The organism is Chelatococcus caeni (assembly GCF_014196925.1).
Taxonomy (GTDB): Bacteria; Pseudomonadota; Alphaproteobacteria; order Rhizobiales; family Beijerinckiaceae; genus Chelatococcus_A; species Chelatococcus_A caeni.
The window spans coordinates 295842-316790 of record NZ_JACIEN010000003.1 but is presented as its reverse complement, the minus strand read 5'-3'; the positions used below and the strand labels follow the sequence as shown (position 1 = coordinate 316790).

The window sequence follows — 20949 nt, the reverse complement described above, 5'->3', positions numbered from 1 at the left end:
GACGAAGGCCCATGAAGCTCGTCATCGCCAACAAGTGCTATTCCTCCTGGTCGCTGCGCCCGTGGCTCCTCATGCGCCACTTCGGCATCCCCTTCGAGGAGGTGAAGGTGCCCTTCGGCCCGACCTTCGACGATCCGGCGTGGAAGGCCGAGGTTGCCCGCTTTACGCCGGCCGGCAAGGTGCCGGCCCTCGTCGACGGCGACATCCCCGTCTGGGAATCGCTCGCCATCATCGACTATCTCGCCGACACGCACCCCGACCTCCCGATCTGGCCGCGCGAGCGGGCGGCGCGGGCCATGGCGCGCGCGATGGCGGCCGAGATGCATGCCGGTTTCTCGGCCCTGCGCTCGGCCTGCCCGATGAACCTCGGCAAGAAGTATGCGGCCATGGATCTCGGCCCGCAGGTCGCGCGCGACGTGGCGCGCGCCGCCTTCGCCTGGCGCGAGGCGCGGGAGCGCTTCGGCGCCGGCGGCCCGTTCCTCTTCGGCGCCTTCACGGCGGCTGACGCGATGTACGCGCCGGTCGTCACCCGTCTCGAGACCTATTCCTTCCCCGTCGATGCGGCGACACGCGCCTATATGGACGCGGTCCTCGACCTGCCGGCCTTCCGCGCGTGGCGCGAGGATGCGCTGGCCGAGCCCTGGATCGTCGCCGAAGACGAGGTGGACGCAGAGCCCATCGCGAATTATCGCAAGAGTGCGTGAGGACAATCATGCAGCATGTTCAGCCCCCCTTCGCAGGTCCGCCGATGAAGTCCCACTATTCAGATGCTCCCGCCGCCGAGCCCATCGCGCGCCATACGCTCGCGGTGATCGTCGACAACGAGCCGGGCGTGCTGGCGCGCATCGCCGGCCTGTTCTCCGGCCGGGGCTACAACATCGAGAGCCTCACGGTTTCCGAGACCGAGCACGAGAAGCACCTGTCGCGCATCACCATCGTGACGACGGGCACGGCGCATGTCATCGAGCAGATCAAGGCCCAGCTCTCGCGCCTCGTGCCGGTGCACCGGGTGGACGACCTGACGGTCAACGGCGATGCCATCGAGCGCGAGCTGGTGCTCGTCAAGGTGGTGGGCAAGGGCGAGGCTCGCGTGGAGGCGATGCGGCTCGCCCAGGCCTTCGGCGCCCGCACGGTCGATGCGACGCTCTCGTCCTTCATCTTCGAGCTGACGGGGACCAGCGACGAGACGGAGCGTTTCATCAGCCTGATGACGGCCTGCGGGCTGACGGAAGTGGCCCGCACCGGCATCGCGGCCATCGGCCGCGGCGCCGAGTCCATGTAAGAGCCATGTGAGAGCCATGTGAGACAGGCGCGGCGCGCGGGCCGGGGTTCATTCAGCCGTCGGGGACGGGCGCGTCTGGCACTGGCGGCCAGGCTCCTGGCCGCGTTCCTGGCCGGGCTTGTCACCGGACTTGCCGCCCTGCCGGCCGCGGCCGGCGAGCCGGGCGGCTTCTGGGGCGAGCAGCGGCGCGGCGCCAATTTCTTCAACAAGGTCGAGACGCGCGCCCGGCTCGACGCCGCGAGGGACTTCGGCGTCGATTTCGTGCGCCTGACCTTCGACAAGTGGCGGGGCGAGCGGCGCGATTTCCTCGCCGGCAGTCTCGATGCCTACGCGGGGCTCGTGCCGGCCGATCTGGCGCGGCTCAAGCGGGTGCTCGACGACGCTGCCACCGCCGGCGTCAAGGTGGTGCTGACGCCGCTCGGCCTGCCCGGCGCCCGCTGGGTGCAGCTCAACGGCCGTCGCCACGACGGCCGGCTCTGGCGCGACAAGGCCTATTGGGATGAGGCGGCCGCCTACTGGCGCGACATCGCGACAGCCTTCAAGGGCCACCCCGCCATCGCGGCCTACAACGTCGTCAACGAGCCGGTGCCGGAGAGGGGCCATCGCCTGCCCGAGGACGACCTTGCCGCACGCGACCGCTGGTGCGCGGCGGCAAGGGGCACGGCGCGGGACCTCGATGCCTTCTATCGCCACATGGTCGCGGCCATCCGCGCCGTCGACGCCACGGTGCCGATCGTCCTCGACACCGGCTCCTACGGCCAGCCGGCGGCGGTGCGCTGCCTTGTGCCGATCGCGGACGACAACGTCATCTATTCGGTGCATCTCTACGCGCCCTATGATTTCACCAGTCACGAGAACCGGGGGCGCTTCACCTACCCCGGCGTCGTGCGGGCCCATGGCAGGGCGGAGTACTGGGACAGGGCGCGCGTTGCGCGGCACCTGTCGCCGTTCCTGGAATGGGCCGAGGCGAGAAGGATCCCGCGCTCACGCCTGATGGTGGGCGAATTCGGCTGCGTGCGCTGGAACAGGGGCTGCAGCGCCTATCTCGCCGACGTCGTCTCGCTCGTCGAGGAGGCTGGCCTGCACTGGGCCTTCTATTCCTTCCGGGAGGATGCCTGGGACGGCTACGACTACGAGCTCGGGACCGGGAGGCCGAAGGCCGCCGTCCGCGCTGCGCTGCGGCGTGGGGAGCGGCCGCGCGGGGCGGAGCGTGACGAGCCGTTCATGGCCATCCTGCGCAGGGCGCTCGCGGGGCGTTCGTGAGTGTCATCCCGAGAAGCCGCCGTCGGCGAGGAAGGCGGCCTCCTCCTCCGTCGTGGCGCGTCCGAGGATGGGGTTGCGATGCGGAAAGCGGCCGAAGCGGGCGATGATGTCGCGGTGCTCGACGGCATAGGGCAGGCCCTTCTCGTCGCCCGCCGCCTCGTAAAGCGCGACGCAGCGCTCCTGGTCGACGAGGTTCTCAGAATGCATGAACGGCAGATAGAAGAAGCCCTTCAGCTCCGGCGGCACCTTCTGGTCGAAACCCTTCGTCAGTGCCCGGTCGGCGACGGTGCGGGCCAGCGCATCCGTGGCGAAGGCGCGCGGCGTGCCGCGGAAGAGGTTGCGGGGAAACTGGTCGAGCAGGATGAGCAGGGCGAGGACGCCTTCCGGCGTCTCCTCCCACCGGTTCAGCGCACCGGCGGCCGCTGCCTCGTGGGTGGCGAGAAAGCGCGTGCGGATCTCCTCGTCGAAGGCCTCGTCGCGCGTGAACCAGCGCTCGTAGCCGGCCTCGCGCCAGAAGGCGATGATCTCATCGGCATTCGCTGCAACCATGGTGCGACCTCCCTTTCAAATCGTTCCATATTACGGATCTATGGGACGCATACCGGAACTCTCTTGATCCTCCGCGCCGGATTTTACTTGACCCACAGCGCTTCTCGGGCTTTACCGCCGTCACAGAAACGTTCCACGACACGACCCGCACCGCGCATGATGGTGTGGGCCAGCGTGCCATCATAACCACCTTGCCAAGGAAAGGGCCCATCATGCGTGTGTATTACGATCGCGACGCCGATCTCAATCTGATCAAGGGCAAGAAGGTGGCCGTCGTCGGCTATGGCAGCCAGGGCCACGCCCATGCGCTCAACCTGCGTGACAGCGGCGTCAAGGACGTGGCGGTCGCCCTGCGCAAGGGCTCGGGTTCGGCGAAGAAGGCCGAGGCCGAGGGCTTCAAGGTGATGGAGGTGGCCGAGGCCGCCAAGTGGGCGGACGTCATCATGATGCTGACGCCGGACGAACTGCAGGCCGACATCTACCGCGAGCACCTCGCCGACAACATGAAGAACGGCGCTGCACTGCTCTTCGCGCACGGCCTCAACGTGCACTTCAACCTCATCGAGCCGCGCGCCGACCTCGACGTGCTCATGGTGGCACCGAAGGGCCCCGGCCACACGGTGCGTTCGGAGTACCAGCGCGGCGGCGGCGTGCCCTCGCTCATCGCCATCCACCAGGACGCCTCGGGCAATGCCCATGACCTCGGCCTGTCTTATGCCAGCGCCATCGGCGGCGGCCGCGCGGGCATCATCGAGACGACCTTCAAGGAAGAGTGCGAGACCGACCTCTTCGGCGAGCAGGTGGTGCTGTGCGGCGGCCTCGTCGAGCTGATCCGCGCCGGCTTCGAGACGCTGGTCGAGGCGGGCTACGCCCCCGAGATGGCCTATTTCGAGTGCCTGCACGAGGTGAAGCTGATCGTCGACCTCATCTACGAGGGCGGCATCGCCAACATGAACTACTCGATCTCGAACACGGCCGAGTACGGCGAGTACGTCACCGGCCCGCGCATCATCACGCCGGAGACGAAGGCGGAGATGAAGCGCGTGCTGACGGACATCCAGTCCGGCAAGTTCACGCGCGACTGGATGCTCGAGAACAAGGTCAACCAGACCTCGTTCAAGGCGACCCGCGCGCGCGTCAACGCCCACCAGATCGAGGAAGTTGGCGAGAAGCTGCGCGCCATGATGCCGTGGATCAAGGCCAAGGCGCTGGTCGACAAGTCGAAGAACTGAGGACCTGGGCCGCTGCGTCGTCATGGCCGGGCTTGTCCCGGCCATCCACGCCTCTCAGCCTGGCGCTGCTGGCGATACGTGGATGCCCGGGACGAGCCCGGGCATGACGGTGAAAGGGATCTCCTTGCGCTCCCAATCAAAGCCCCGGTGCATCGCGCCGGGGCTTTTTCACATGAACGCCGGCCAGAGCTTCTGCAACGCGAAGGCACCGGGGGCGAGCAGGACGAAGGCCCAGACCATGGCGGAGGAGATGTTGGCCATCTGGAACAGGAACTGCGGCATGGCGAAGATGCCCGCGATGAGCGGGACGACCGCCCGCAACGGCCCGAAGAAACGGCCGATGAAGATGCTCCAGGGACCCCAGCGCATGAAGAACAGGTGGCCGCGCGCCACCATCTGCGGATAGCGCGACAGGGGCCACACGCGCGTGGCCGCATCCTTGAAATAGAAGCCGATCAGGTAGGAGACCCAGTCGCCGAGGCTCGCGCCCGCGGCGGCGCCCAGCCAGATCGGCCAGAATTCGAGGCCGCTGACGCCGATGAGGGCGCCGATGCCGACGAGAATGCCCCAGGCCGGCACCAGGAGCGAGAGGAAGGCGAAGGATTCCGCGAAGGCGAGCCCGAAGACGATGGCCGGGGCCCATTCGCCGTGATCGCGGACGAAGGCCACGGTGCCGGAAACGAAACTGTCAAAGGTCATCAGGGGCCCGGGTGGAAGGAACGGCTCCATATGTCGGAAGCCAACAGGAGAGTGCAAGTGGCGGACCGGCAGGTGCTGCCGCGGGGTCCGCGGCGGTTGCGTCGCAGGCCGTATCGGGTAACGTCTCCTGCTTCAAACGAAGACAAGGAATCGGGGGACGCTCAATGATGGGACGGGCATGCACGCTCCGGCACAGGTGAGGGAGGCGGACAGCCCGGCGGTTAGGTTGTCGCAGGTGGCGATCACCTTCGCGCTCAAGGGCGGCGGCACCTACCAGGCCGTGCGCGACATCGACCTTGCCGTCGGCGCCAGCGAGTTCGTCGCCATCGTCGGGCCGACGGGCTGTGGCAAGTCGACCCTGCTCAACGCGGCGGCGGGGCTGCTCAAGCCCTCGACCGGCGGGGCGGACATCTTCGGCGAGCGGTTGTCCGGGCTCAATGCCCGCGCCGGCTACCTCTTCCAGCAGGACGCGCTCATGCCCTGGAAGACGGCCATCGACAATGTCGCCGTGGCGCTGGAGCCGAAGGGCGTGCCGCGGGCCGAGGCGCTGGCGAGGAGCCGTGAATGGCTTAGCCGTGTCGGCCTCGCGGCCTTTGCCGACCGCTATCCGCACATGCTGTCGGGCGGCCAGCGCAAGCGCGTCGCGCTGGCGCAGATGCTGATCCGCAACCCGCAGATCCTGCTGATGGACGAGCCGTTCGGGCCGCTCGACGCGCAGACGCGGCAGATCATGGGCAATCTCCTGCTCGACCTGTGGGCGCAGGACCGAAAGGCGGTGATGTTCGTCACGCACGACCTCGAGGAAGCGATCGCGCTCGCGGACCGGGTGGTCGTGATGTCGGCGGGACCGGCGGCGCGGATCGTCGGCGATTATCCCGTCTCCCTGCCGCGGCCGCGCGACATCGCGGAGATCCGCCTCGATCCGGCCTTCCACGCCATCCACAAGGCCATCTGGGGGACCCTGCGCGTCGAGGTGCAGAAGGCCTACGCACAGGGCGAAGGGGGTAACGCATGAGACGCGTGACGCTTCTTGCCATGCAGGTGGGCGTCGGGCTCGCCTTCCTTCTCGTCTGGCATCTCCTCACCGCCGTGCCCATGAGCGGCGGCAAGCCGCTGTTCGACCCCTTCTTCTTCTCGACGCCGCTCGATGTCCTCGCCCGCACGTGGAAGGATCTCGCCTCGGGCGAATTGTGGTACCACCTCGGCATCACCCTGACCGAGACGGTGCTCGCCTTCACCTTCGGCGCCATCGGCGGCATCGCCTTCGGCTTCCTCTTCGCGCGGCGCGAGATCCTCGCCAGCGTGTTCGACCCTTACATCAAGGCTGCGAACGCCCTGCCGCGCGTGGTGCTGGCGCCGATCTTCGCCCTGTGGTTCGGCCTCGGCATCTGGTCGAAGGTGGCGCTCGGCTTCACGCTCGTCTTCTTCATCGTGTTCTTCAACGTCTACCAGGGCGTGCGCGAGGTGAGCCCCGTAGTGCTCGCCAATGCCCGCATGCTGGGCATGAACGAGCGCCAGCTCTTGCGCCACGTCTACTGGCCGGCGGCGCTCACCTGGATGTTCTCCTCGCTGCACACTTCGGTCGGCTTCGCGCTCGTCGGGGCCGTGGTCGGCGAATATCTCGGCTCCTCGGCCGGGCTCGGCTACAAGATCCACGAGGCCGAGAGCGTCTTCGACGTCACCGGCGTGTTCTCGGGCATGCTGGTGCTCGCCATCTTCGTCATCGTCATCGACACCTTCGTCACGGCCATCGAGAAGCGGCTCACCGTCTGGCAGCCGGGCACCGGGGCGGCGACGGCGCAGGGGTGAGCGTAGAGGCGGACCAGAAGGCGGGCGAACGCCGAAGAACCCTCTCCCCGCAGGCGGGGCGAGGGAACACAAATGACAACAGGTGGGAGGAAACCGATGACATTCTGGAAGACGATCGCGGCAGCGGCCCTGATGGCGGTTGCCGGCAGCGCGGCCCATGCGGCGGATGTGGAGAAGCCGAAGCTGGCGCTCGGCGTCGGCGGCAAGCCGCTGCTCTACTACCTGCCCCTGACCATCGCGGAGCGGAAGGGCTTCTTCAAGGAGGAGGGGCTCGAGGTCGAGATCAACGATTTCGGCGGCGGCGCCAAGTCCCTGCAGGCGCTCGTCGGCGGGTCGGTGGACGTCGTGACCGGTGCCTATGAGCACACCATCCGCATGCAGGCCAAGGGCCAGGACATCCGGGCCGTCATCGAGCTCGGGCGCTTCCCGGGCATCGTGCTGGCCGTGAAGAAGGAGAAGGCCGACGCCATCAAGTCGCCGGCGGACCTCAAGGGCGCCAAGGTCGGCGTCACGGCGCCGGGCTCGTCCACCAACTTCTTCGTCAACTATCTCATCGCCAAGGCCGGCGGCAATCCGAAGGATGCGGCCTATATCGGCGTCGGCGGCGGCGCGGGCGCCGTGGCGGCCATGAAGAAGGGCGAGATCGAGGCCATCTCGAACCTCGACCCGGTCATCTCCAAGCTCGAGGCGGACGGCGACGTCGCCGTCATCGCGGATTCGCGCACGGAGCAGGGGACCAAGGAGATCTTCGGCGGCTCCAACCCGGCGGCGGTCGTCTATCTGAAGCAGGACTTCATCGAGAAGAACCCCAACACGGTGCAGGCCATCGTCAACGCCTTCCATAAGTCCCTGAAGTGGCTGGAGACGGCGAGCGCCGACGACATCGTCGCGACCGTTCCCGAGGCCTATTACCTCGGTGACCGCTCGCTCTACGAGCGCGCCGTCGAGGCCTCGCGCGAGACCTATTCGCGTACCGGCATCATCCCTGAGGACGGCATGAAGAGCGCGCTCGACATGCTGGTGCAGTTCGACGAGGAGCTCGCCAAGGCCAATGTCGACCTGTCGAAGACCTTCACCGACACCTTCGTGAAGAAGGCCGCCGGCGGCAGCTGAGCCGGGGCGTAGGAGAGGAGGCAGCCATGGACGAAGAGAAGTTCAACATGGCCTTGCGCAAGTTCCTGAAGCAGGTGGGCGTCACGTCGCAGCGCGAGATCGAGCGCGTGGTGCGCGAGGGGGCGGTGCCCGGCGGCCGGCTGAAGCTGCGCATGCAGCTCACGGCCGAGGGCGTGCCGCTCGACCACGTCATCGAGGAGACGATCGAGCTGAAGTGACGGGGCCGCGGCGTGCTTCAACCTGTTGCAAGTCGGGCAAGCCCGACTTGCAATGACAGGCCCGGACAAGGAGCAACCGCTCGATCCATCTCGTGGGCGTGGGGCACTCCTCACGCCTTTTCATTTCTCCTTCGCGTCCTGCGCCGCTAAACCGAGGCTCTGCGCTCGGGAGGGCTTGGGATGAACGTTCTTTCCATTCAGTCGCACGTCGCCTTCGGCCATGTCGGCAATGCCTCGGCCGTGTTCCCCATGCAGCGCCTGGGCGTCGAGGTATGGCCGATCCATACGGTGCAGTTCTCCAACCACACCGGCTACGGCGCCTGGAAAGGGCGCGTGTTCGACGCGCCGATGATCGAGGAACTCGTCGACGGCATTGCCGAGCGCGGCGTGCTGCCGGTCTGTGATGGCGTCCTGTCCGGCTACATGGGCTCGGCCGACATCGGCAACGGCATCCTCTCGGCCGTCGGGCGGGTGAAGGAGGCCAATGCGGCCGCGCTTTACTGCTGCGATCCGGTCATCGGCGATGTGGGGCGCGGCGTCTTCGTGCGTCCGGGCATTCCCGAGTTCATGCGCGAGCACGCCGTGCCGGCGGCCGACATCATCACGCCGAATCAATTCGAACTCGACTTCCTGTCCGGCCGCAGCTCGGCGACGCTTGCCGAGGCGAAGGCGGCGGTTGCGGCGGTGCGCGCCACCGGGCCGCGCGTGGTGCTGGTCACCTCCCTCCATACCGAGGAGACGCCGGCAGACGCCATCGACCTCCTGGCGGCCGACGGGGAGGGCACCTGGCGCGTGCGCACGCCGCGCCTGTCCCTCGGCATCAACGGGGCGGGGGACGCGATCGCGGCGCTCTTCTTCGTCCATTTCCTGCGCAGCCGCTCGGCGGCCAAGGCGCTCGGCGCGGCGGCGGCCTCCGTCTACGGCCTGCTCAAGCGCACGCAGGAGGCGGGCTCGCGCGAGATCCTCACCGTCGCGGCGCAGGACGAGTTCGTGACGCCGAGCCACAGTTTTCCGGTGGAAGCCGTCTAGAGCCCGTTTAGATCAGCTTGCCCCGCAAGCAGATCGGTGAATCCGTCTCCAGGGGCTTCACACCGCGGGCGGCCGGGCGCCTAATAGGGCGTTGCGGCAGCTTCGTCGCGCGGGGCCAAGCGGGCGAGGCCGGAAGGGGCGAGGGTTGGGGCGGATGCGGCTGCGCGTGGCGACGTTCAATGTCGAGAACCTCATTGCGCGCCACCGCTTCGGCACGGCGGCGCGCATCGAGACGGCGGCCGCCATGTCGCTGTTCGAGTTCGCCTCCAAGGAGCATCGCGAGGCGGTGGAGCGCTCGGTCGCGGTGGCGCTCGAGGACGACAAGCGGCAGATGACGGCGCTCGCCATCGCCGAGACCCATGCCGACATCCTGTGCCTGCAGGAGGTGGACAGCCTGTCGGTGCTGGAAGCCTTCTTCGCCAATTACGTGCACCGCCTCGCCGACAAGCGCTACGGCCATTTCCGCCTCAAGCACGGCAACGACGTGCGCGGCATCGACGTCGCCTGCGCCATGCGGCGGGATCTCGTCGCCGGGCCCGGCGCGGTGCGCGCCACCTCGCACGCCGAGCTGACCTTCCGCGACCTCGACGTGTTCGACGACGACCTCGCCGCGATGGGGCGCCTCGAGACGGACCGGCTCTTCCAGCGCGACTGCCTCATGGTCGACGTCGATCTCGGCGAGGCGACGCTCACGCTTTTCGTTTGCCACTTCAAGTCCATGAGCAACGGCCGCGACGACGGGCGCATCGCCACGCGCCCCCTGCGGCGGGCAGAGGCGCGGGCCGTGCGCCGCCTCGTCGAGGCGCGTTTCGGCCCCGCCGTCGCCGAGGCGAACTGGCTCGTCATCGGCGATCTCAACGGCTGCGAGGAGACGATCGGTCCCGGCGCCCGCGTGATTGCGGAAGGGGAAAGCGGGCTCGAGCCGCTGACGCACGGCTTTGCCGTCAACCCGCTCTCGGCCCTGCCGGCGCACGAGCGGTGGACGCATTTCCGCCGCGCCTGGTCGGAGAGCGAGGAGCGCATCGTCGAGCGGCACATGGAGCTCGATTACATCCTCCTCTCGCCGGCGCTCGCCGCGGCCAATCCCGCACCCGAGGTCGAGATCGTGCGCCGCGGGCTGCCCTATCGCGTGCCGCTCGATCCGCGGCAGGAAAATCGCTCGCTGGCGGCACTTGCAACGTCCTGCGATCGTTATCCCCGTGTCGGCTGGGACCGGCCGAAGGCGAGCGATCATTGTCCGCTCGTCGTCGGGCTCGACCTGCCGGCCCGACGCAACCCGCCGCAAGCATAGGAACTGAGACGATGGGACGCCGTTTCTTCACGCTCGACGTCTTCACCGACACCGCGCTCGGTGGCAACCCGCTCGCTGTGGTGCTCGACGGGCAGGGGCTCGGCGATGCCGGCATGCAGGCCATCGCCAAGGAGTTCAACCTGTCCGAGACGGTCTTCGTGCTGCCGCCCGAGGATGCGCACCATCGTGCCAGCCTGCGCATCTTCACGCCGACGGCGGAACTGCCTTTCGCCGGCCATCCCACCGTCGGCACGGCGGTGCTGCTCGGGCTCATCGACCACGGGCCAAGCCCCGGCGCCCTTGCCTTCACGCTTGAAGAAAAGGTGGGCCTCGTCCCCTGCGCCGTCGAGATCGCCGGCAAGGGCAACGGGCGGGCGACCTTCACCTTGCCGCGCCTGCCGGGGCGGCTGAGCGAGCTTGCCTCGCCCGCAGCCCTTGCCGCGGCGCTCGACCTCGCCGTCGAGGACATCGGCTTCGGCATGCATCAGCCGGCCAAATACTCCGCCGGCGTGCCCTATGCCATCGTGCCGGTGGCGGGGCGGGCGGCGGTCGACCGGGCGCGGCGGCGCGTCTCCGCCTGGGATGCCGCCTTCGGCGACGGGCCGCGCGCCAATGCCTTCATCTATTGCCGCGAGCCGGTGGACGCCGGCCATGCCTATTATGCGCGCATGTTCGCGCCGGACCTCGGCATCGGCGAGGATCCGGCGACGGGCTCGGCGGTGGCAGCCTTCGCCGGCGCGATCATGGACTACGACACGCCGGCGGACGGGGAACACATCCTCGTCATCGAGCAGGGCTATGCCATGGGGCGCCCCTCCCAGATCGAGCTGACGCTGACGGTCGAGGGCGGGGCGCTCGTCAAGGCCGCCATCGGCGGCACGGCCGTCGTCGTCAGCGAGGGAGCGCTGTTCCTGTGATCGAAGAGCCCATGATCCTGCCGCTCGCCGGCGTCGAGGCCTGGTGCGAAGAGGGGGCCTGGCCCTGGGCGCAGGAGCACAGGGCGGCGATCGACGCGCACTGGGCGCGCCGGACGGCCGAGAGCCCGGCGCTCTACAACGGGCGCGTGCTGATCTGCTGCGAACGGCGGGTGGAGGACGGCATCCTCAAGGTGCGCTACCGGGAAAGCGACTATGCGAGCTTCCTCGCCATGCGCGACCTCGACTTTCCTCCCGGCAGCGCGGGCAACTGCTTCGCCATGGCGGCGCTGCAGGCGGCCGACGGGCCCTATCTCCTCGGCATCATGGGCGACCATACGGCGAACCCCGGGCGCATCTATTTCCCCGCCGGGACGCCGGATCCGGGCGATGTCCTGCCCGACGGGCGCGTGGACCTTGCCGGCAGCGTCAGCCGGGAACTCCTCGAGGAGACGGGGCTCGGCGAGGGCGAGGTCACGATCGAGGAAACCTGGACCGCCGTCATCCACGGTGCCCGCATCGCGCTCATGCGCCCGGTGCGCTCGCCCCTGCCGGCGGAGGTGCTTCACGCGCAGATCAATGCGTGGCTGGCGCGGCAGGAGCAGCCGGAACTGGCGGGAATGCACGTCGTGCGTGCACCGGCCGACATCGACACGGTGCGGATGCCCTATTTCACGCAGGTCTTCCTGCGGCACCTGCTGCAGCGCTGAGCCTGCCCGTTTCCGGGAAGCATGCTCTTCAAGGCCGACATACTGGGGAAGATCGCGCAGGGAGACGTGACGCTCGCGTTCCGGCGCTGGACGCGCCCGAGCGTCAAGGTCGGAACGCGGCTGCATACGCCGTGCGGCGTGGTGGAGATCCTGTCGCTCACCTCATGCACGGAGGAGGCGCTGACCACCGACGATGCCGTTCGCGCCGGATACCGCGACCTTGCCGCGCTCAGGAAGGACCTTGTGCGCCGCAGCACGGGTGAACTGGTGCGCATCGCATTTCGCTATGCCGGAGCCGATCCGCGCAGGGCCCTCGCGCAGGAGAGCGCCTTGTCCGAAGGGGATGCGGAGGCGATCGCGAAGTGGCTCGATGCGCTCGACAGCCGGAGCCGGCGCGGTCCCTGGACGCGCCGGACGCTGGCGCTCGTTGCGCAGTCGCCGGGCGTGCCGGCGCGCCGGCTCGCCGAGGAGACCGGCTGCGCCATGCCCTTGTTCAAGACGGATATGCGCAAGCTCGGCGCCCTCGGCCTCACGACCAGCCTCGCCGTCGGCTACCGGTTGTCGGCGCGCGGCGAGGCCTTTCTCGCGCGCGATCAGCGGTAGCCGTAGCGCGACTTGGTGGCTGCCAGCATGGCGACCGCGTCGCGGTCGGCGCCGCTCGTGCAGGTGCTCGCGGCCTTGTCCACTTCCGGCGTCATCTTGGCGTAGACGGTGGGGCTGAGATAGCCGGTGTCCACGTCGCGGCGGGTGATCTCGCGGAAGGTGTTGATCTCGCGGGCGCAGGCGCTGTCGCCCGGCAACTGCGGCACGGCCGGGGTGGCGGCGGCCTGCTGCTGCGTCGGGCTTCCGCCCGTCGTGTTGCAGGCGGCGAGGGAAAGTGCCAGCACGGTTGCGCCGAAAAGCGTCGGCAGCGCGCGGATCGTCATGTCTCAACCTCTCCATTCTGGTGTGGAATCGCGACACGGCAGCCTTGGCGGGCAATTGGGACGCGTCAATGGCAAGAGCCGGATCGACCGGCCCTGCCGTGCATTCGCCGATAAAGTGTTGCTTGTCAGCACGGGGTGTCGTCGTTTAGAAGCAATCTGGACATGTCGCCAGCGCATCGGGTGCGCTGGGCGAGCGCGAGGGGAACGGGCCGTGGTCATTTCCGGCTCCAGCATGACGATGGCAGACGCGGCATCCGCCGCCGCATCGTCGCGCGCGCTCGGCGTTCTTCGTCTTTCCGGTCTGCTTCTTCTCCTTAGCCGCCCCTGAGCGCCGGCTGGGCACGCGTGCCTGGGCACTCAGGGGACGACACGAAGACCGCGTCACCGACGAATATCGACGACACGCCGGCCGCAGCGCCGTGCCGCCCGAAAGGACAGTTCACCATGACCCATCCCACGACCGACGCCGCGAAGAAGGCGAGCGACCGCGTCATCATCTTCGACACGACGCTGCGCGACGGCGAGCAGTGCCCCGGTGCCTCCATGACCTTCGAGGAGAAGCTGGAGGTCGCGGAGCTCCTCGACACGATGGGGGTGGACGTCATCGAGGCGGGCTTCCCCATCGCCTCGGTCGGCGACTTCGAATCCGTCTCTGAGATCGCGCGGCGCACCAAGCGCGCCGTGATCGCCGGCCTCGCCCGCGCCATCCCCGGCGACATCGCCCGGGCGGGGGAGGCGGTGCGCCATGCGCAGCGCGGCCGCATCCACACCTTCGTATCGACCTCGCCGATCCATCTCGCCCACCAGATGCGCAAATCCGAGGAGGAGGTGCTGGAGATCATCACCACGACGGTGGCCCAGGCGCGCAACCTCGTCGAGGACGTCGAGTGGTCGGCCATGGACGCGACGCGCACGCCGATCGAGTACCTGTGCCGCTGCGTGGAGGCTGCGATCAAGGCCGGCGCCACCACCATCAACCTGCCGGACACGGTGGGCTACGCGACGCCCGACGAATACCGCACTATGTTCCGGACCATCCGCGAGCGGGTGCCGAATGCCGACAAGGCCATCTTTTCGGTGCATTGCCACGACGACCTCGGCCTCGCGGTCGCTAATTCGCTGGCCGGCGTCGAGGGCGGCGCGCGCCAGGTTGAGTGCACCATCAACGGCCTCGGCGAGCGCGCCGGCAATGCGGCGCTGGAAGAGATCGTCATGGCCATCCGGACGCGCCGCGACATCCTGCCCTACGAGACCGGCATCGACGCGACGATGCTGACGCGGGCCTCCAAGCTCGTCTCGGCGGTGACGTCCTTCCCGGTGCAGTACAACAAGGCCATCGTCGGGCGGAACGCCTTCGCGCACGAGAGCGGCATCCACCAGGACGGCATGCTGAAGAACGCCTCGACCTACGAGATCATGACGCCTGAATCCGTCGGCGTGAACAAGACCTCGCTGGTGATGGGCAAGCATTCGGGCCGCCACGCCTTCCGCGAGAAGCTGAAGGCGCTGGGCTACGACCTCGGCGAGAACGCGCTGGAGGACGCCTTCCGCCGCTTCAAGGACCTCGCCGACCGCAAGAAGAACGTCTACGACGAGGACATCGAGGCGCTCGTCGACGAGGAGATCCTGACGGCGCACGACCGCGTCAAGCTGGTGTCGCTGTCGATCATCGCCGGCACGCGCGGCCCGCAGCGGGCGACCATGAAGCTCGACGTCGGCGGCGAGATCCGCACCGAGGAGGCGGAAGGCAACGGCCCGGTCGACGCCACCTTCAACGCCATCAAGGCGCTGGTGCCGCACGAGGCCGTGCTCGACCTCTATCAGGTGCACGCGGTGACCGAGGGCACCGATGCCCAGGCCGAGGTTTCGGTGCGGCTCTCGGCGCAGGGCTCGTCCGTGACCGGCCGGGGCGCCGATCCCGACACGCTGGTCGCCTCGGCGCGCGCCTATCTCGCGGCGCTCAACAAGCTGCTGATGCGCGGCGAGCGGCTGCACGCCCACGCCGCCGAATGAGGAAAGGCGGCCCGGCACTGCCGCGCCGCACCTGTCCCGGCCCGCGGCTATCCACAGCCGCGAGGTCCGTGACGGAAAAATGAACAGGACCTGCTGGACAAGCCCCGCGGTCTTTGCTACTTCCCCGCTCGTTCCGCTGGCGATGACCGGCGCGACATGTTGATGGGCGCATAGCTCAGTTGGTAGAGCAGCTGACTCTTAATCAGCGGGTCCTAGGTTCGAGCCCTAGTGCGCCCACCATCAACTCCCTGAAGATAATCGGCATTTCGAGCGGCGTGCGAAACGGGAAGCTGTCCGGTTTCGCCTCTTGGGCCGTTGGTGGCCAACGTCCGTTCCGCTCGCTGCTGCGGCAATGCTGCGGGCTTCTAAGCCTCCCTAACACCGCCGGCGTGCGGCCTTTCCGGCGTCGTTGACGGCTGGGGAACAGGGCCCAGTCCCGTGCCGAGGGGCCGGTGTTCCGGGAACAATGGGCAGCAAAAGGCCGTTGGCTGTTCCTCGGCTGGGGTGGCTGAGGAGAGCCACCATGAAACGAATGCTCATTGGCATCGCCGCCCTTGCGCTCAGCGCCGGTGCGGTCCTCGCCCAGGACCTCGTCTGCTACGACATGCGCGCGGGTGGCGCACCCTATCCACCGGGCAGGGCCGTGGCTACGAGCGCGACCTTCTATGACGGCGGCGCGGTCGCAGTCGCGCCCGGTCCCGTCGTGGTCGCGGAGCCTGCTGTTGCTCCCGTGCGCAGGAGCTGGGCCTGGGAAAGCTGCGCGAGGCTGTACCCCTCCTTCGATCCGGCAACGGGCACCTTCGTCGGTGAGGACGGGCTCGTCCATCTTTGCCAGTGAGGAAGGGCAATCCGCCGGACGTTCGACAAGCGCCCGGCAACAGCCCGGTCGAGGCAAGGCGGGCCCGCGCTGAACGGGCCCGCCTCGAGACGTCACATTACTGGCAGATCACCCGGCCGTACGCGTCCTCGAAGCAAGCCGTTGCCGGCTCTCGGTAGACGCGGCGGCGTTCCACATAGGTGGTCGTGCTTGGAGCCGGTTCCACATAGACCCTCCGCGGCGGCGGGGTCGACACGGCGCCGGTCGTCGCACCGCTGGCGACGCCGATCCCGGCGCCCACCGCCGCGCCGACGGGCCCGCCGACGATGAAGCCGACACCAGCCCCGGTCAGGCCACCGGCGACGGCACCGCCCGCGGTGGCATTGGCCTGGGCGTTCTGCGCCGAGGCGGCCACCGGCAGGCCGATCAAGGTGACTGCGGTCGCAATCGCGAAAATCGTCTTGCGCATGCTCTCCTCCTTTCGCGAACGATGGTAAACAAACCGTAAGAAGAGCCGCTTGTTCCGGGCTGGCGCGCCGTTTCGGTCACAAACTGTTTCAAAGGATTGCATGGTATGTAGATGAAGGTGGAGAGGTGGGCGTTCATCTGTTGCTTATGCGTTATGAATTTCTTCCAATATTCTGTGGGCGAGGCGCCGAATAACAAGGACAGACGATACGATCGTTCTCGCCGGCCTGGCCGAGCCGTGTCGCGGCGTCGGGCGGCGGGGCCGGGCCGTTTGGCCGTCAGCGAGCCCGGCCCTGGCTCTGCCGAGGTGCGGTCCTTGCCCGCAAGAGATGTTGCGGAGTGGCGCGTCTCACATCCACTGCCGGCCGTCCGCGACGGCGCAGCCGTGCGGGGGCAGGACATTGCCGAAGGTGGCGTGCAGCCTGTCGCAGCCCCACTTGCGCAACGGCGGCGGCATCAGCGTGTTGAGGGTGATGCCTACTTCGTCATAAGGGCTCGTGGTGTTGCTGACGTAGCGATACCAGCGGCTGCCGGCAACGCCGACCATGGCGAGGACGACGATCAGCATCACCTGGGCAAGTTTCTGCATATGCTCCGAATCCCGATCGGCCAGGGGAGGTGGCCCTCTATCAGCCAGATTGCGGCGCGCCAATGGCGCAATGGCCGATCGGCTCAGTCGCCGAGCGCGATCTCACGCAGGGGATCGCCGCCGTCGATGAACAGCCGCCCCTGCGGGGACAGGGCTGCGACAAGGCGGCGCCTCACCCTGCGGCCGGTCTCGGGATGGCGGCCGTCCAGCGCGCCGACGCGGATGGCGACGGCGATGTCGTAGGGCGCTTCGCCGGGTGCGAGTTCGAATTCCTCGGCCGCCATCTGGCGCAGGCTCAGGCGTCCCGAGGCGATCGCCTCCCGCGACAGCGCCCGCGCCCGTGCGATGGCCTGCGCCGAGCGGTCGATCGCCAGCACATGTCCGTCGCCGATGCGTTGCGCGATGGCGCGGGCCATCGCGCCGGGCCCGCAGCCGATTTCCAGTACGCGAAGGCCATTGGACAGTGGAAGGGCATCCACAATGGCGCGCAGGCGCGGCGAGAGTTCCGTCCCCATGCGATTTCCCGGTCGATAGCCCCGTCGGCGGAAGCCGGCCGGTGGGCGTCATGGAATTCTGGCAAGCGCCCGAGACAGTCGCAAGCCAAGCGCGCGGAGCGCGGCAACGGGCGAGCTGCCGCGCCAGCACAACCCGCGCCTGCATCCCGCGAATGGCGTTCGGCGCCGACATGGTCGATGTTAGGGCCAAGGGCTGCGAGCCCGCGCAACAATCGGCCCAAAGAGGCCTCCGCGCCGGCGGCGCGGCATGGAGGAAACATGACGGCAACGACACCGGGCTCGGGCCCGGCGATCACTCAGGCTTTCGCGGCCGATCTCTTCGCCGGCCGGTCCGTGCTGGTCACGGGTGGCACGAGCGGCATCGGCCTCGGCTGCGCCAGGGCCTTTGCGGCTCTCGGCGCGCGCGTCGTCGCGACGGGCGCGACGGCCGCCGAATGCGAGCGTGCAGTGGAGACGGGCGGGGAGCGGCTCACCTTCGTGCCGCTCGACGTGCGCGACAATGAAGCTATCAGTGGCCTCCTTGCGGGCTTCGAGCGCCTCGACGTGCTGGTGAATGCGGCCGGCGTCATTCGCCGCGATGTCGAGTTCGAGCCCGAGGCCTTCGCCGACGTGGTCGACATCAATCTCAACGGCACGATGCGCATGTGCGCCGGTGCGAAGGCGAAGCTCGCGCAGAGCGGCGGCGCCATCGTGAACGTCGCCTCCATGCTGTCCTTCTTCGGCGGCCCGCGCGTGCCGGCCTACAGCGCCTCCAAGGGCGGCATCGCCCAGCTCACGAAGAGCCTCGCCGCCGCCTGGGCCGCCGAGGGCATCCGCGTCAACGCGGTCGCGCCCGGCTGGATCGCGACGCCGCTGACCGAGACGCTGCAGAAGGATAAGGAGCGCAGCGGCGCCATCCTTTCCCGCACGCCGATGGGGCGCTGGGGCACGCCGGAGGAGGTGGCGGGCGGCGCCGTCTTCCTCGCGTCGCCCGCGGCGCGCTTCATCACCGGCGCCATTCTCGCCATCGATGGCGGCTATCTCACGGTCTGATTTCGGGAGGACAAGACATGAACGGGCAAGATCCCGCCGCCGGCGGCATCGACGAGAAGTGGCTGCCCTATCGCCATCCGCAGCCCAGGGAATCGCCGCCGGAGCTCGTCATCCCCAATGCCATTCCCAACGACGAGCGCATCTGGGTGCCGGTGGAGGAGAACGTCTGGTTCCGGCCGCTGCTGATGGCCGCCTCGCGCGGCTACTGGATGAACCTGCTCAAGGTACGCAAGTCGGGCGTGCTCTCGCGCCACCGCCATCCGCAGCCGGTGCACGCCTTCGTGCTGAAGGGCGAGTGGCGCTATCTGGAGCACGACTGGGTGGCGCGCGAGGGCTCCTATGCCTACGAGGCGCCGGGCGAGACGCACACGCTCGTCGTCGACCCGCATGTGGAGGAGATGATCACCCTGTTCCAGGTCAACGGGGCGATGATCTACGTCGATCCGGACGGCAAGACCGTGGGTTACGACGACGTCTTCACGCGCATCGACAAGTGCCGGGCCCATTATGCCAAGAACGGCCTCGGCGTCGACTACATCGACCAGTTCATCCGCTGAGCGGACCGACCACGAGGGAAAAGAGCAATGGATTTCGGCATCGCAGGGCGCAACGCCCTCGTCTGTGCGGCGAGCAAGGGTCTCGGCAAGGGCTGCGCCCTTGCCCTGGCGCGTGAAGGCGTCAATGTCACCATCACGGCGCGCACCGCCGCGGACCTGGAGAGAACGGCGGACGAGATCCGCCGTGCGGCGCCGGGCGTGAGCGTGCAGACGGTCGCAGGCGACATCGCGACGCCGGAAGGGCGTGCGGCCGCGCTCGCCGCCTGCCCGGCACCCGACATCCTCGTCAACAATGCCGGGGGTCCGCCGCCCGGCGACTTCCGCGACTGGTCGCGCGAGGACTGGATCAAGGCGCTCGACGCCAACATGCTGACGCCGATCGCGCTCATCCAGGCGACGGTCGACGGCATGATGGAGCGCGGCTTCGGCCGCGTGGTGAACATCACGTCGAGCGCGGTGAAGGCGCCGATCGATATCCTCGGCCTCTCCAACGGCGCGCGCTCCGGCCTCACCGGCTTCATCGCCGGCCTGTCGCGCAAGACCGTGCGGCGCGGCGTCACCATCAACAACCTGCTGCCGGGGCCGTTCGAGACGGACAGGCTGCGCGGCACGGCGGCGGCGCGCGCCGCCCAGAGCGGACGGGCACCGGAGGAGGAGATCGCGGCCATGGCGGCGGCCAACCCGGCCGGGCGCCTCGGCACGGCCGACGAATTCGGCGCCGCCTGCGCATTCCTCTGCAGCGTCCACGCCGGCTACATCACCGGCCAGAACTGGCTGATGGACGGCGGCGCCTATCCGGGCACCTTCTGAGCGCCTGCGCCGCGCGCCGGCCGGTCTTTTTACGGGAAGACCGCCGGCGCGCGGTGCGACAAGAGGGCGTCGAAATAATCGATGGTGCGGCCGAGGCCGATCTTCACCGGCACCGTGGGGCGCCAGTCGAGCACCTCGTCGGCCAGCGAGATGTCGGGACGGCGCTGGCGGGGATCGTCCGCCGCCGGCGGGCGGCGGACGATGTGCGAGCGCGAGCCGGTGAGGGAAAGGACGAGCTCCGCCAATTCGATCATCGACACTTCCTCGGGGTTGCCGAGGTTGACCGGCCCGGTGACGCCGCCGTCGGCCTCCATCAGGCTGACAAGGCCGCGGATGAGATCGTCGACGTAGCACAGCGAGCGCGTCTGGCTGCCGTCGCCGAAAATCGTCAGGTCCTGTCCGGTCAGCGCCTGCACGATGAAGGTCGAGACCACGCGCCCGTCGTTGGGATGCATGCGCGGCCCGTAGGTGTTGAAGATGCGGGCCACCTTGATCGGCACGCCGTGGGCGCGGTGATAGTCGAAGAACAGCGTTTCCGCGCAGCGCTTGCCCTCATCGTAGCAGGCGCGCGACCCGATGGGGTTGACGTTGCCCCAGTAGCTCTCCCGCTGGGGGTGCTCGGCCGGGTCGCCGTAGACCTCCGAGGTCGAGGCCTGGAGAATCCTGACACCGAGGCGGCGGGCGAGGTCCAGCATGTTGATGGCGCCGAGCACGCTCGTCTTCGTCGTTTCCACCGGCGAGGCCTGGTAGTGCAGGGGCGAGGCCGGGCAGGCGAGATTGTAGATCTCGTTCGCCTCGATCTGGATCGGTACCGTCACGTCGTGGCGCACGATCTCGAACTTGCCGCCGTGCAGCAGGCCCTCGACGTTGCTGCGATCGCCGGTGAAGAAGTTGTCGAGACAGATGACGTTGTACTTCTTCTTCAGCAGCGCCTCGCACAGGTGCGAGCCGAGAAAGCCGGCACCGCCCGTGACGAGGGCGGTGCGCGATGCGCGAGAGGGCAAACGATCTGCGATATCGATGTGACGCATGGGACGCCTCGTCCGGCCGTGGCCGTCGTGCCCAAATTGGGCCCGACGGGAAAGAAGATATCAAGTCAAATTGATTCTGAAG

Annotated in this window: 25 protein-coding genes and 1 tRNA gene; 19 read left to right on the top strand and 7 right to left on the bottom strand. The window is 68.4% G+C overall.

Going from position 1 to position 20949, the window contains the following annotated elements:
- Positions 1-11 precede the first annotated feature (11 nt).
- From GGR16_RS14435 to GGR16_RS14425, 3 genes are read left to right on the top strand one after another with little or no spacing between them, the layout of a single operon-like run.
- Positions 12-704, top strand: a complete 693-nt coding sequence (locus GGR16_RS14435; RefSeq protein ID WP_183317035.1) for a glutathione S-transferase family protein — start codon at positions 12-14, stop codon at positions 702-704.
- Between the two features lie 44 nt (positions 705-748).
- On the top strand, positions 749-1282 hold the full coding sequence (gene ilvN, locus GGR16_RS14430; RefSeq protein ID WP_019404412.1) for an acetolactate synthase small subunit: 534 nt from the start codon (positions 749-751) through the stop codon (positions 1280-1282).
- Between the two features lie 18 nt (positions 1283-1300).
- On the top strand, positions 1301-2545 hold the full coding sequence (locus GGR16_RS14425) for a cellulase family glycosylhydrolase (protein ID WP_183317034.1): 1245 nt from the start codon (positions 1301-1303) through the stop codon (positions 2543-2545).
- A gap of 3 nt (positions 2546-2548) precedes the next feature.
- Here GGR16_RS14425 and GGR16_RS14420 read toward each other — a convergent pair whose 3' ends face one another.
- Complete coding sequence (locus GGR16_RS14420; protein ID WP_183317033.1) at positions 2549-3094, bottom strand: DUF924 family protein; 546 nt, start codon at positions 3092-3094, stop codon at positions 2549-2551.
- 212 nt (positions 3095-3306) lie between these two features.
- On the opposite strand from GGR16_RS14420, the gene ilvC reads away from it, so the two are divergent.
- A complete protein-coding gene (gene ilvC, locus GGR16_RS14415) occupies positions 3307-4326 on the top strand; it encodes a ketol-acid reductoisomerase (protein ID WP_019404415.1) in 1020 nt (339 codons plus the stop codon).
- A gap of 168 nt (positions 4327-4494) precedes the next feature.
- Here ilvC and GGR16_RS14410 read toward each other — a convergent pair whose 3' ends face one another.
- A complete protein-coding gene (locus GGR16_RS14410; RefSeq protein WP_019404416.1) occupies positions 4495-5025 on the bottom strand; it encodes a DedA family protein in 531 nt (176 codons plus the stop codon).
- A 178-nt stretch (positions 5026-5203) separates the two neighbouring features.
- Here GGR16_RS14410 and GGR16_RS14405 point away from each other — a divergent pair, with 178 nt between their 5' ends.
- The 9 genes from GGR16_RS14405 to GGR16_RS14365 all read left to right on the top strand — a co-directional run bounded on the left by GGR16_RS14405 (position 5204) and on the right by GGR16_RS14365 (position 12712).
- A complete protein-coding gene (locus GGR16_RS14405) occupies positions 5204-6040 on the top strand; it encodes an ABC transporter ATP-binding protein (RefSeq protein WP_183317032.1) in 837 nt (278 codons plus the stop codon).
- On the top strand, positions 6037-6834 hold the full coding sequence (locus GGR16_RS14400) for an ABC transporter permease (protein WP_019404418.1): 798 nt from the start codon (positions 6037-6039) through the stop codon (positions 6832-6834). The genes GGR16_RS14405 and GGR16_RS14400 overlap by 4 nt, the downstream gene beginning before the upstream one ends.
- 96 nt (positions 6835-6930) lie before the next feature.
- Positions 6931-7947 carry an ABC transporter substrate-binding protein gene (locus GGR16_RS14395; protein WP_183317031.1) on the top strand — a complete coding sequence of 339 codons (1017 nt, stop codon included), beginning with the start codon at positions 6931-6933 and terminating at the stop codon, positions 7945-7947.
- Positions 7948-7973: 26 nt separating this feature from the next.
- Positions 7974-8165, top strand: coding sequence for a DUF6494 family protein (locus GGR16_RS14390; RefSeq protein ID WP_019404420.1), 192 nt, complete (start codon positions 7974-7976; stop codon positions 8163-8165).
- Positions 8166-8345: 180 nt separating this feature from the next.
- Positions 8346-9194, top strand: a complete 849-nt coding sequence (pdxY, locus tag GGR16_RS14385) for a pyridoxal kinase PdxY (protein ID WP_183317030.1) — start codon at positions 8346-8348, stop codon at positions 9192-9194.
- A gap of 166 nt (positions 9195-9360) precedes the next feature.
- Positions 9361-10485, top strand: coding sequence for an endonuclease/exonuclease/phosphatase family protein (locus tag GGR16_RS14380; protein WP_343059776.1), 1125 nt, complete (start codon positions 9361-9363; stop codon positions 10483-10485).
- Between the two features lie 11 nt (positions 10486-10496).
- Positions 10497-11402 (top strand): PhzF family phenazine biosynthesis protein, encoded by a 906-nt coding sequence (locus GGR16_RS14375; protein ID WP_183317028.1) that lies wholly within the window; start codon positions 10497-10499, stop codon positions 11400-11402.
- Positions 11399-12109 (top strand): NUDIX hydrolase, encoded by a 711-nt coding sequence (locus GGR16_RS14370; protein ID WP_343059775.1) that lies wholly within the window; start codon positions 11399-11401, stop codon positions 12107-12109. The genes GGR16_RS14375 and GGR16_RS14370 overlap by 4 nt, the downstream gene beginning before the upstream one ends.
- 21 nt (positions 12110-12130) lie before the next feature.
- Positions 12131-12712, top strand: coding sequence for an ASCH domain-containing protein (locus GGR16_RS14365; protein ID WP_183317027.1), 582 nt, complete (start codon positions 12131-12133; stop codon positions 12710-12712).
- On the opposite strand, the gene GGR16_RS14360 is transcribed toward GGR16_RS14365, so the two are convergent.
- Positions 12703-13035 (bottom strand): hypothetical protein, encoded by a 333-nt coding sequence (locus GGR16_RS14360; protein ID WP_055457416.1) that lies wholly within the window; start codon positions 13033-13035, stop codon positions 12703-12705. The genes GGR16_RS14365 and GGR16_RS14360 overlap by 10 nt on opposite strands.
- A gap of 444 nt (positions 13036-13479) precedes the next feature.
- On the opposite strand from GGR16_RS14360, the gene GGR16_RS14355 reads away from it, so the two are divergent.
- The 3 genes from GGR16_RS14355 (at position 13480) to GGR16_RS14345 (ending at position 15886) form a co-directional block, all read left to right on the top strand.
- On the top strand, positions 13480-15048 hold the full coding sequence (locus GGR16_RS14355) for a 2-isopropylmalate synthase (RefSeq protein WP_019404427.1): 1569 nt from the start codon (positions 13480-13482) through the stop codon (positions 15046-15048).
- 164 nt (positions 15049-15212) lie between these two features.
- Positions 15213-15288: transfer RNA gene (locus GGR16_RS14350), tRNA-Lys, on the top strand.
- 283 nt (positions 15289-15571) lie between these two features.
- Positions 15572-15886, top strand: a complete 315-nt coding sequence (locus tag GGR16_RS14345) for a BA14K family protein (protein ID WP_183317026.1) — start codon at positions 15572-15574, stop codon at positions 15884-15886.
- A 97-nt stretch (positions 15887-15983) separates the two neighbouring features.
- Here GGR16_RS14345 and GGR16_RS14340 read toward each other — a convergent pair whose 3' ends face one another.
- The 3 genes from GGR16_RS14340 to GGR16_RS14330 form a co-directional block, all read right to left on the bottom strand.
- Positions 15984-16334, bottom strand: coding sequence for a hypothetical protein (locus tag GGR16_RS14340; RefSeq protein ID WP_019404429.1), 351 nt, complete (start codon positions 16332-16334; stop codon positions 15984-15986).
- Between the two features lie 348 nt (positions 16335-16682).
- The gene (locus tag GGR16_RS14335; protein WP_019404430.1) at positions 16683-16922 is read right to left on the bottom strand and encodes a hypothetical protein; all 240 of its coding nucleotides are present in this window, start codon (positions 16920-16922) and stop codon (positions 16683-16685) included.
- Positions 16923-17005: 83 nt separating this feature from the next.
- Complete coding sequence (locus GGR16_RS14330) at positions 17006-17437, bottom strand: SAM-dependent methyltransferase (RefSeq protein ID WP_019404431.1); 432 nt, start codon at positions 17435-17437, stop codon at positions 17006-17008.
- Between the two features lie 258 nt (positions 17438-17695).
- On the opposite strand from GGR16_RS14330, the gene GGR16_RS14325 reads away from it, so the two are divergent.
- Genes GGR16_RS14325 through GGR16_RS14315 form a run of 3 tightly spaced genes read left to right on the top strand, consistent with a single transcriptional unit; the run spans position 17696 to position 19836 of the window.
- On the top strand, positions 17696-18469 hold the full coding sequence (locus tag GGR16_RS14325; RefSeq protein ID WP_019404432.1) for an SDR family NAD(P)-dependent oxidoreductase: 774 nt from the start codon (positions 17696-17698) through the stop codon (positions 18467-18469).
- 17 nt (positions 18470-18486) lie between these two features.
- Positions 18487-19026, top strand: coding sequence for a 2,4'-dihydroxyacetophenone dioxygenase family protein (locus GGR16_RS14320; RefSeq protein ID WP_183317025.1), 540 nt, complete (start codon positions 18487-18489; stop codon positions 19024-19026).
- A gap of 27 nt (positions 19027-19053) precedes the next feature.
- Entirely contained in the window at positions 19054-19836 is a 783-nt protein-coding gene (locus tag GGR16_RS14315) for an SDR family oxidoreductase (RefSeq protein ID WP_019404434.1), read from the top strand.
- 29 nt (positions 19837-19865) lie between these two features.
- Here the strand turns inward: GGR16_RS14315 and GGR16_RS14310 are convergent, their stop codons facing one another.
- The gene (locus GGR16_RS14310; RefSeq protein ID WP_183317024.1) at positions 19866-20867 is read right to left on the bottom strand and encodes a UDP-glucuronic acid decarboxylase family protein; all 1002 of its coding nucleotides are present in this window, start codon (positions 20865-20867) and stop codon (positions 19866-19868) included.
- Between the last annotated feature and the right edge of the window lie 82 nt (positions 20868-20949).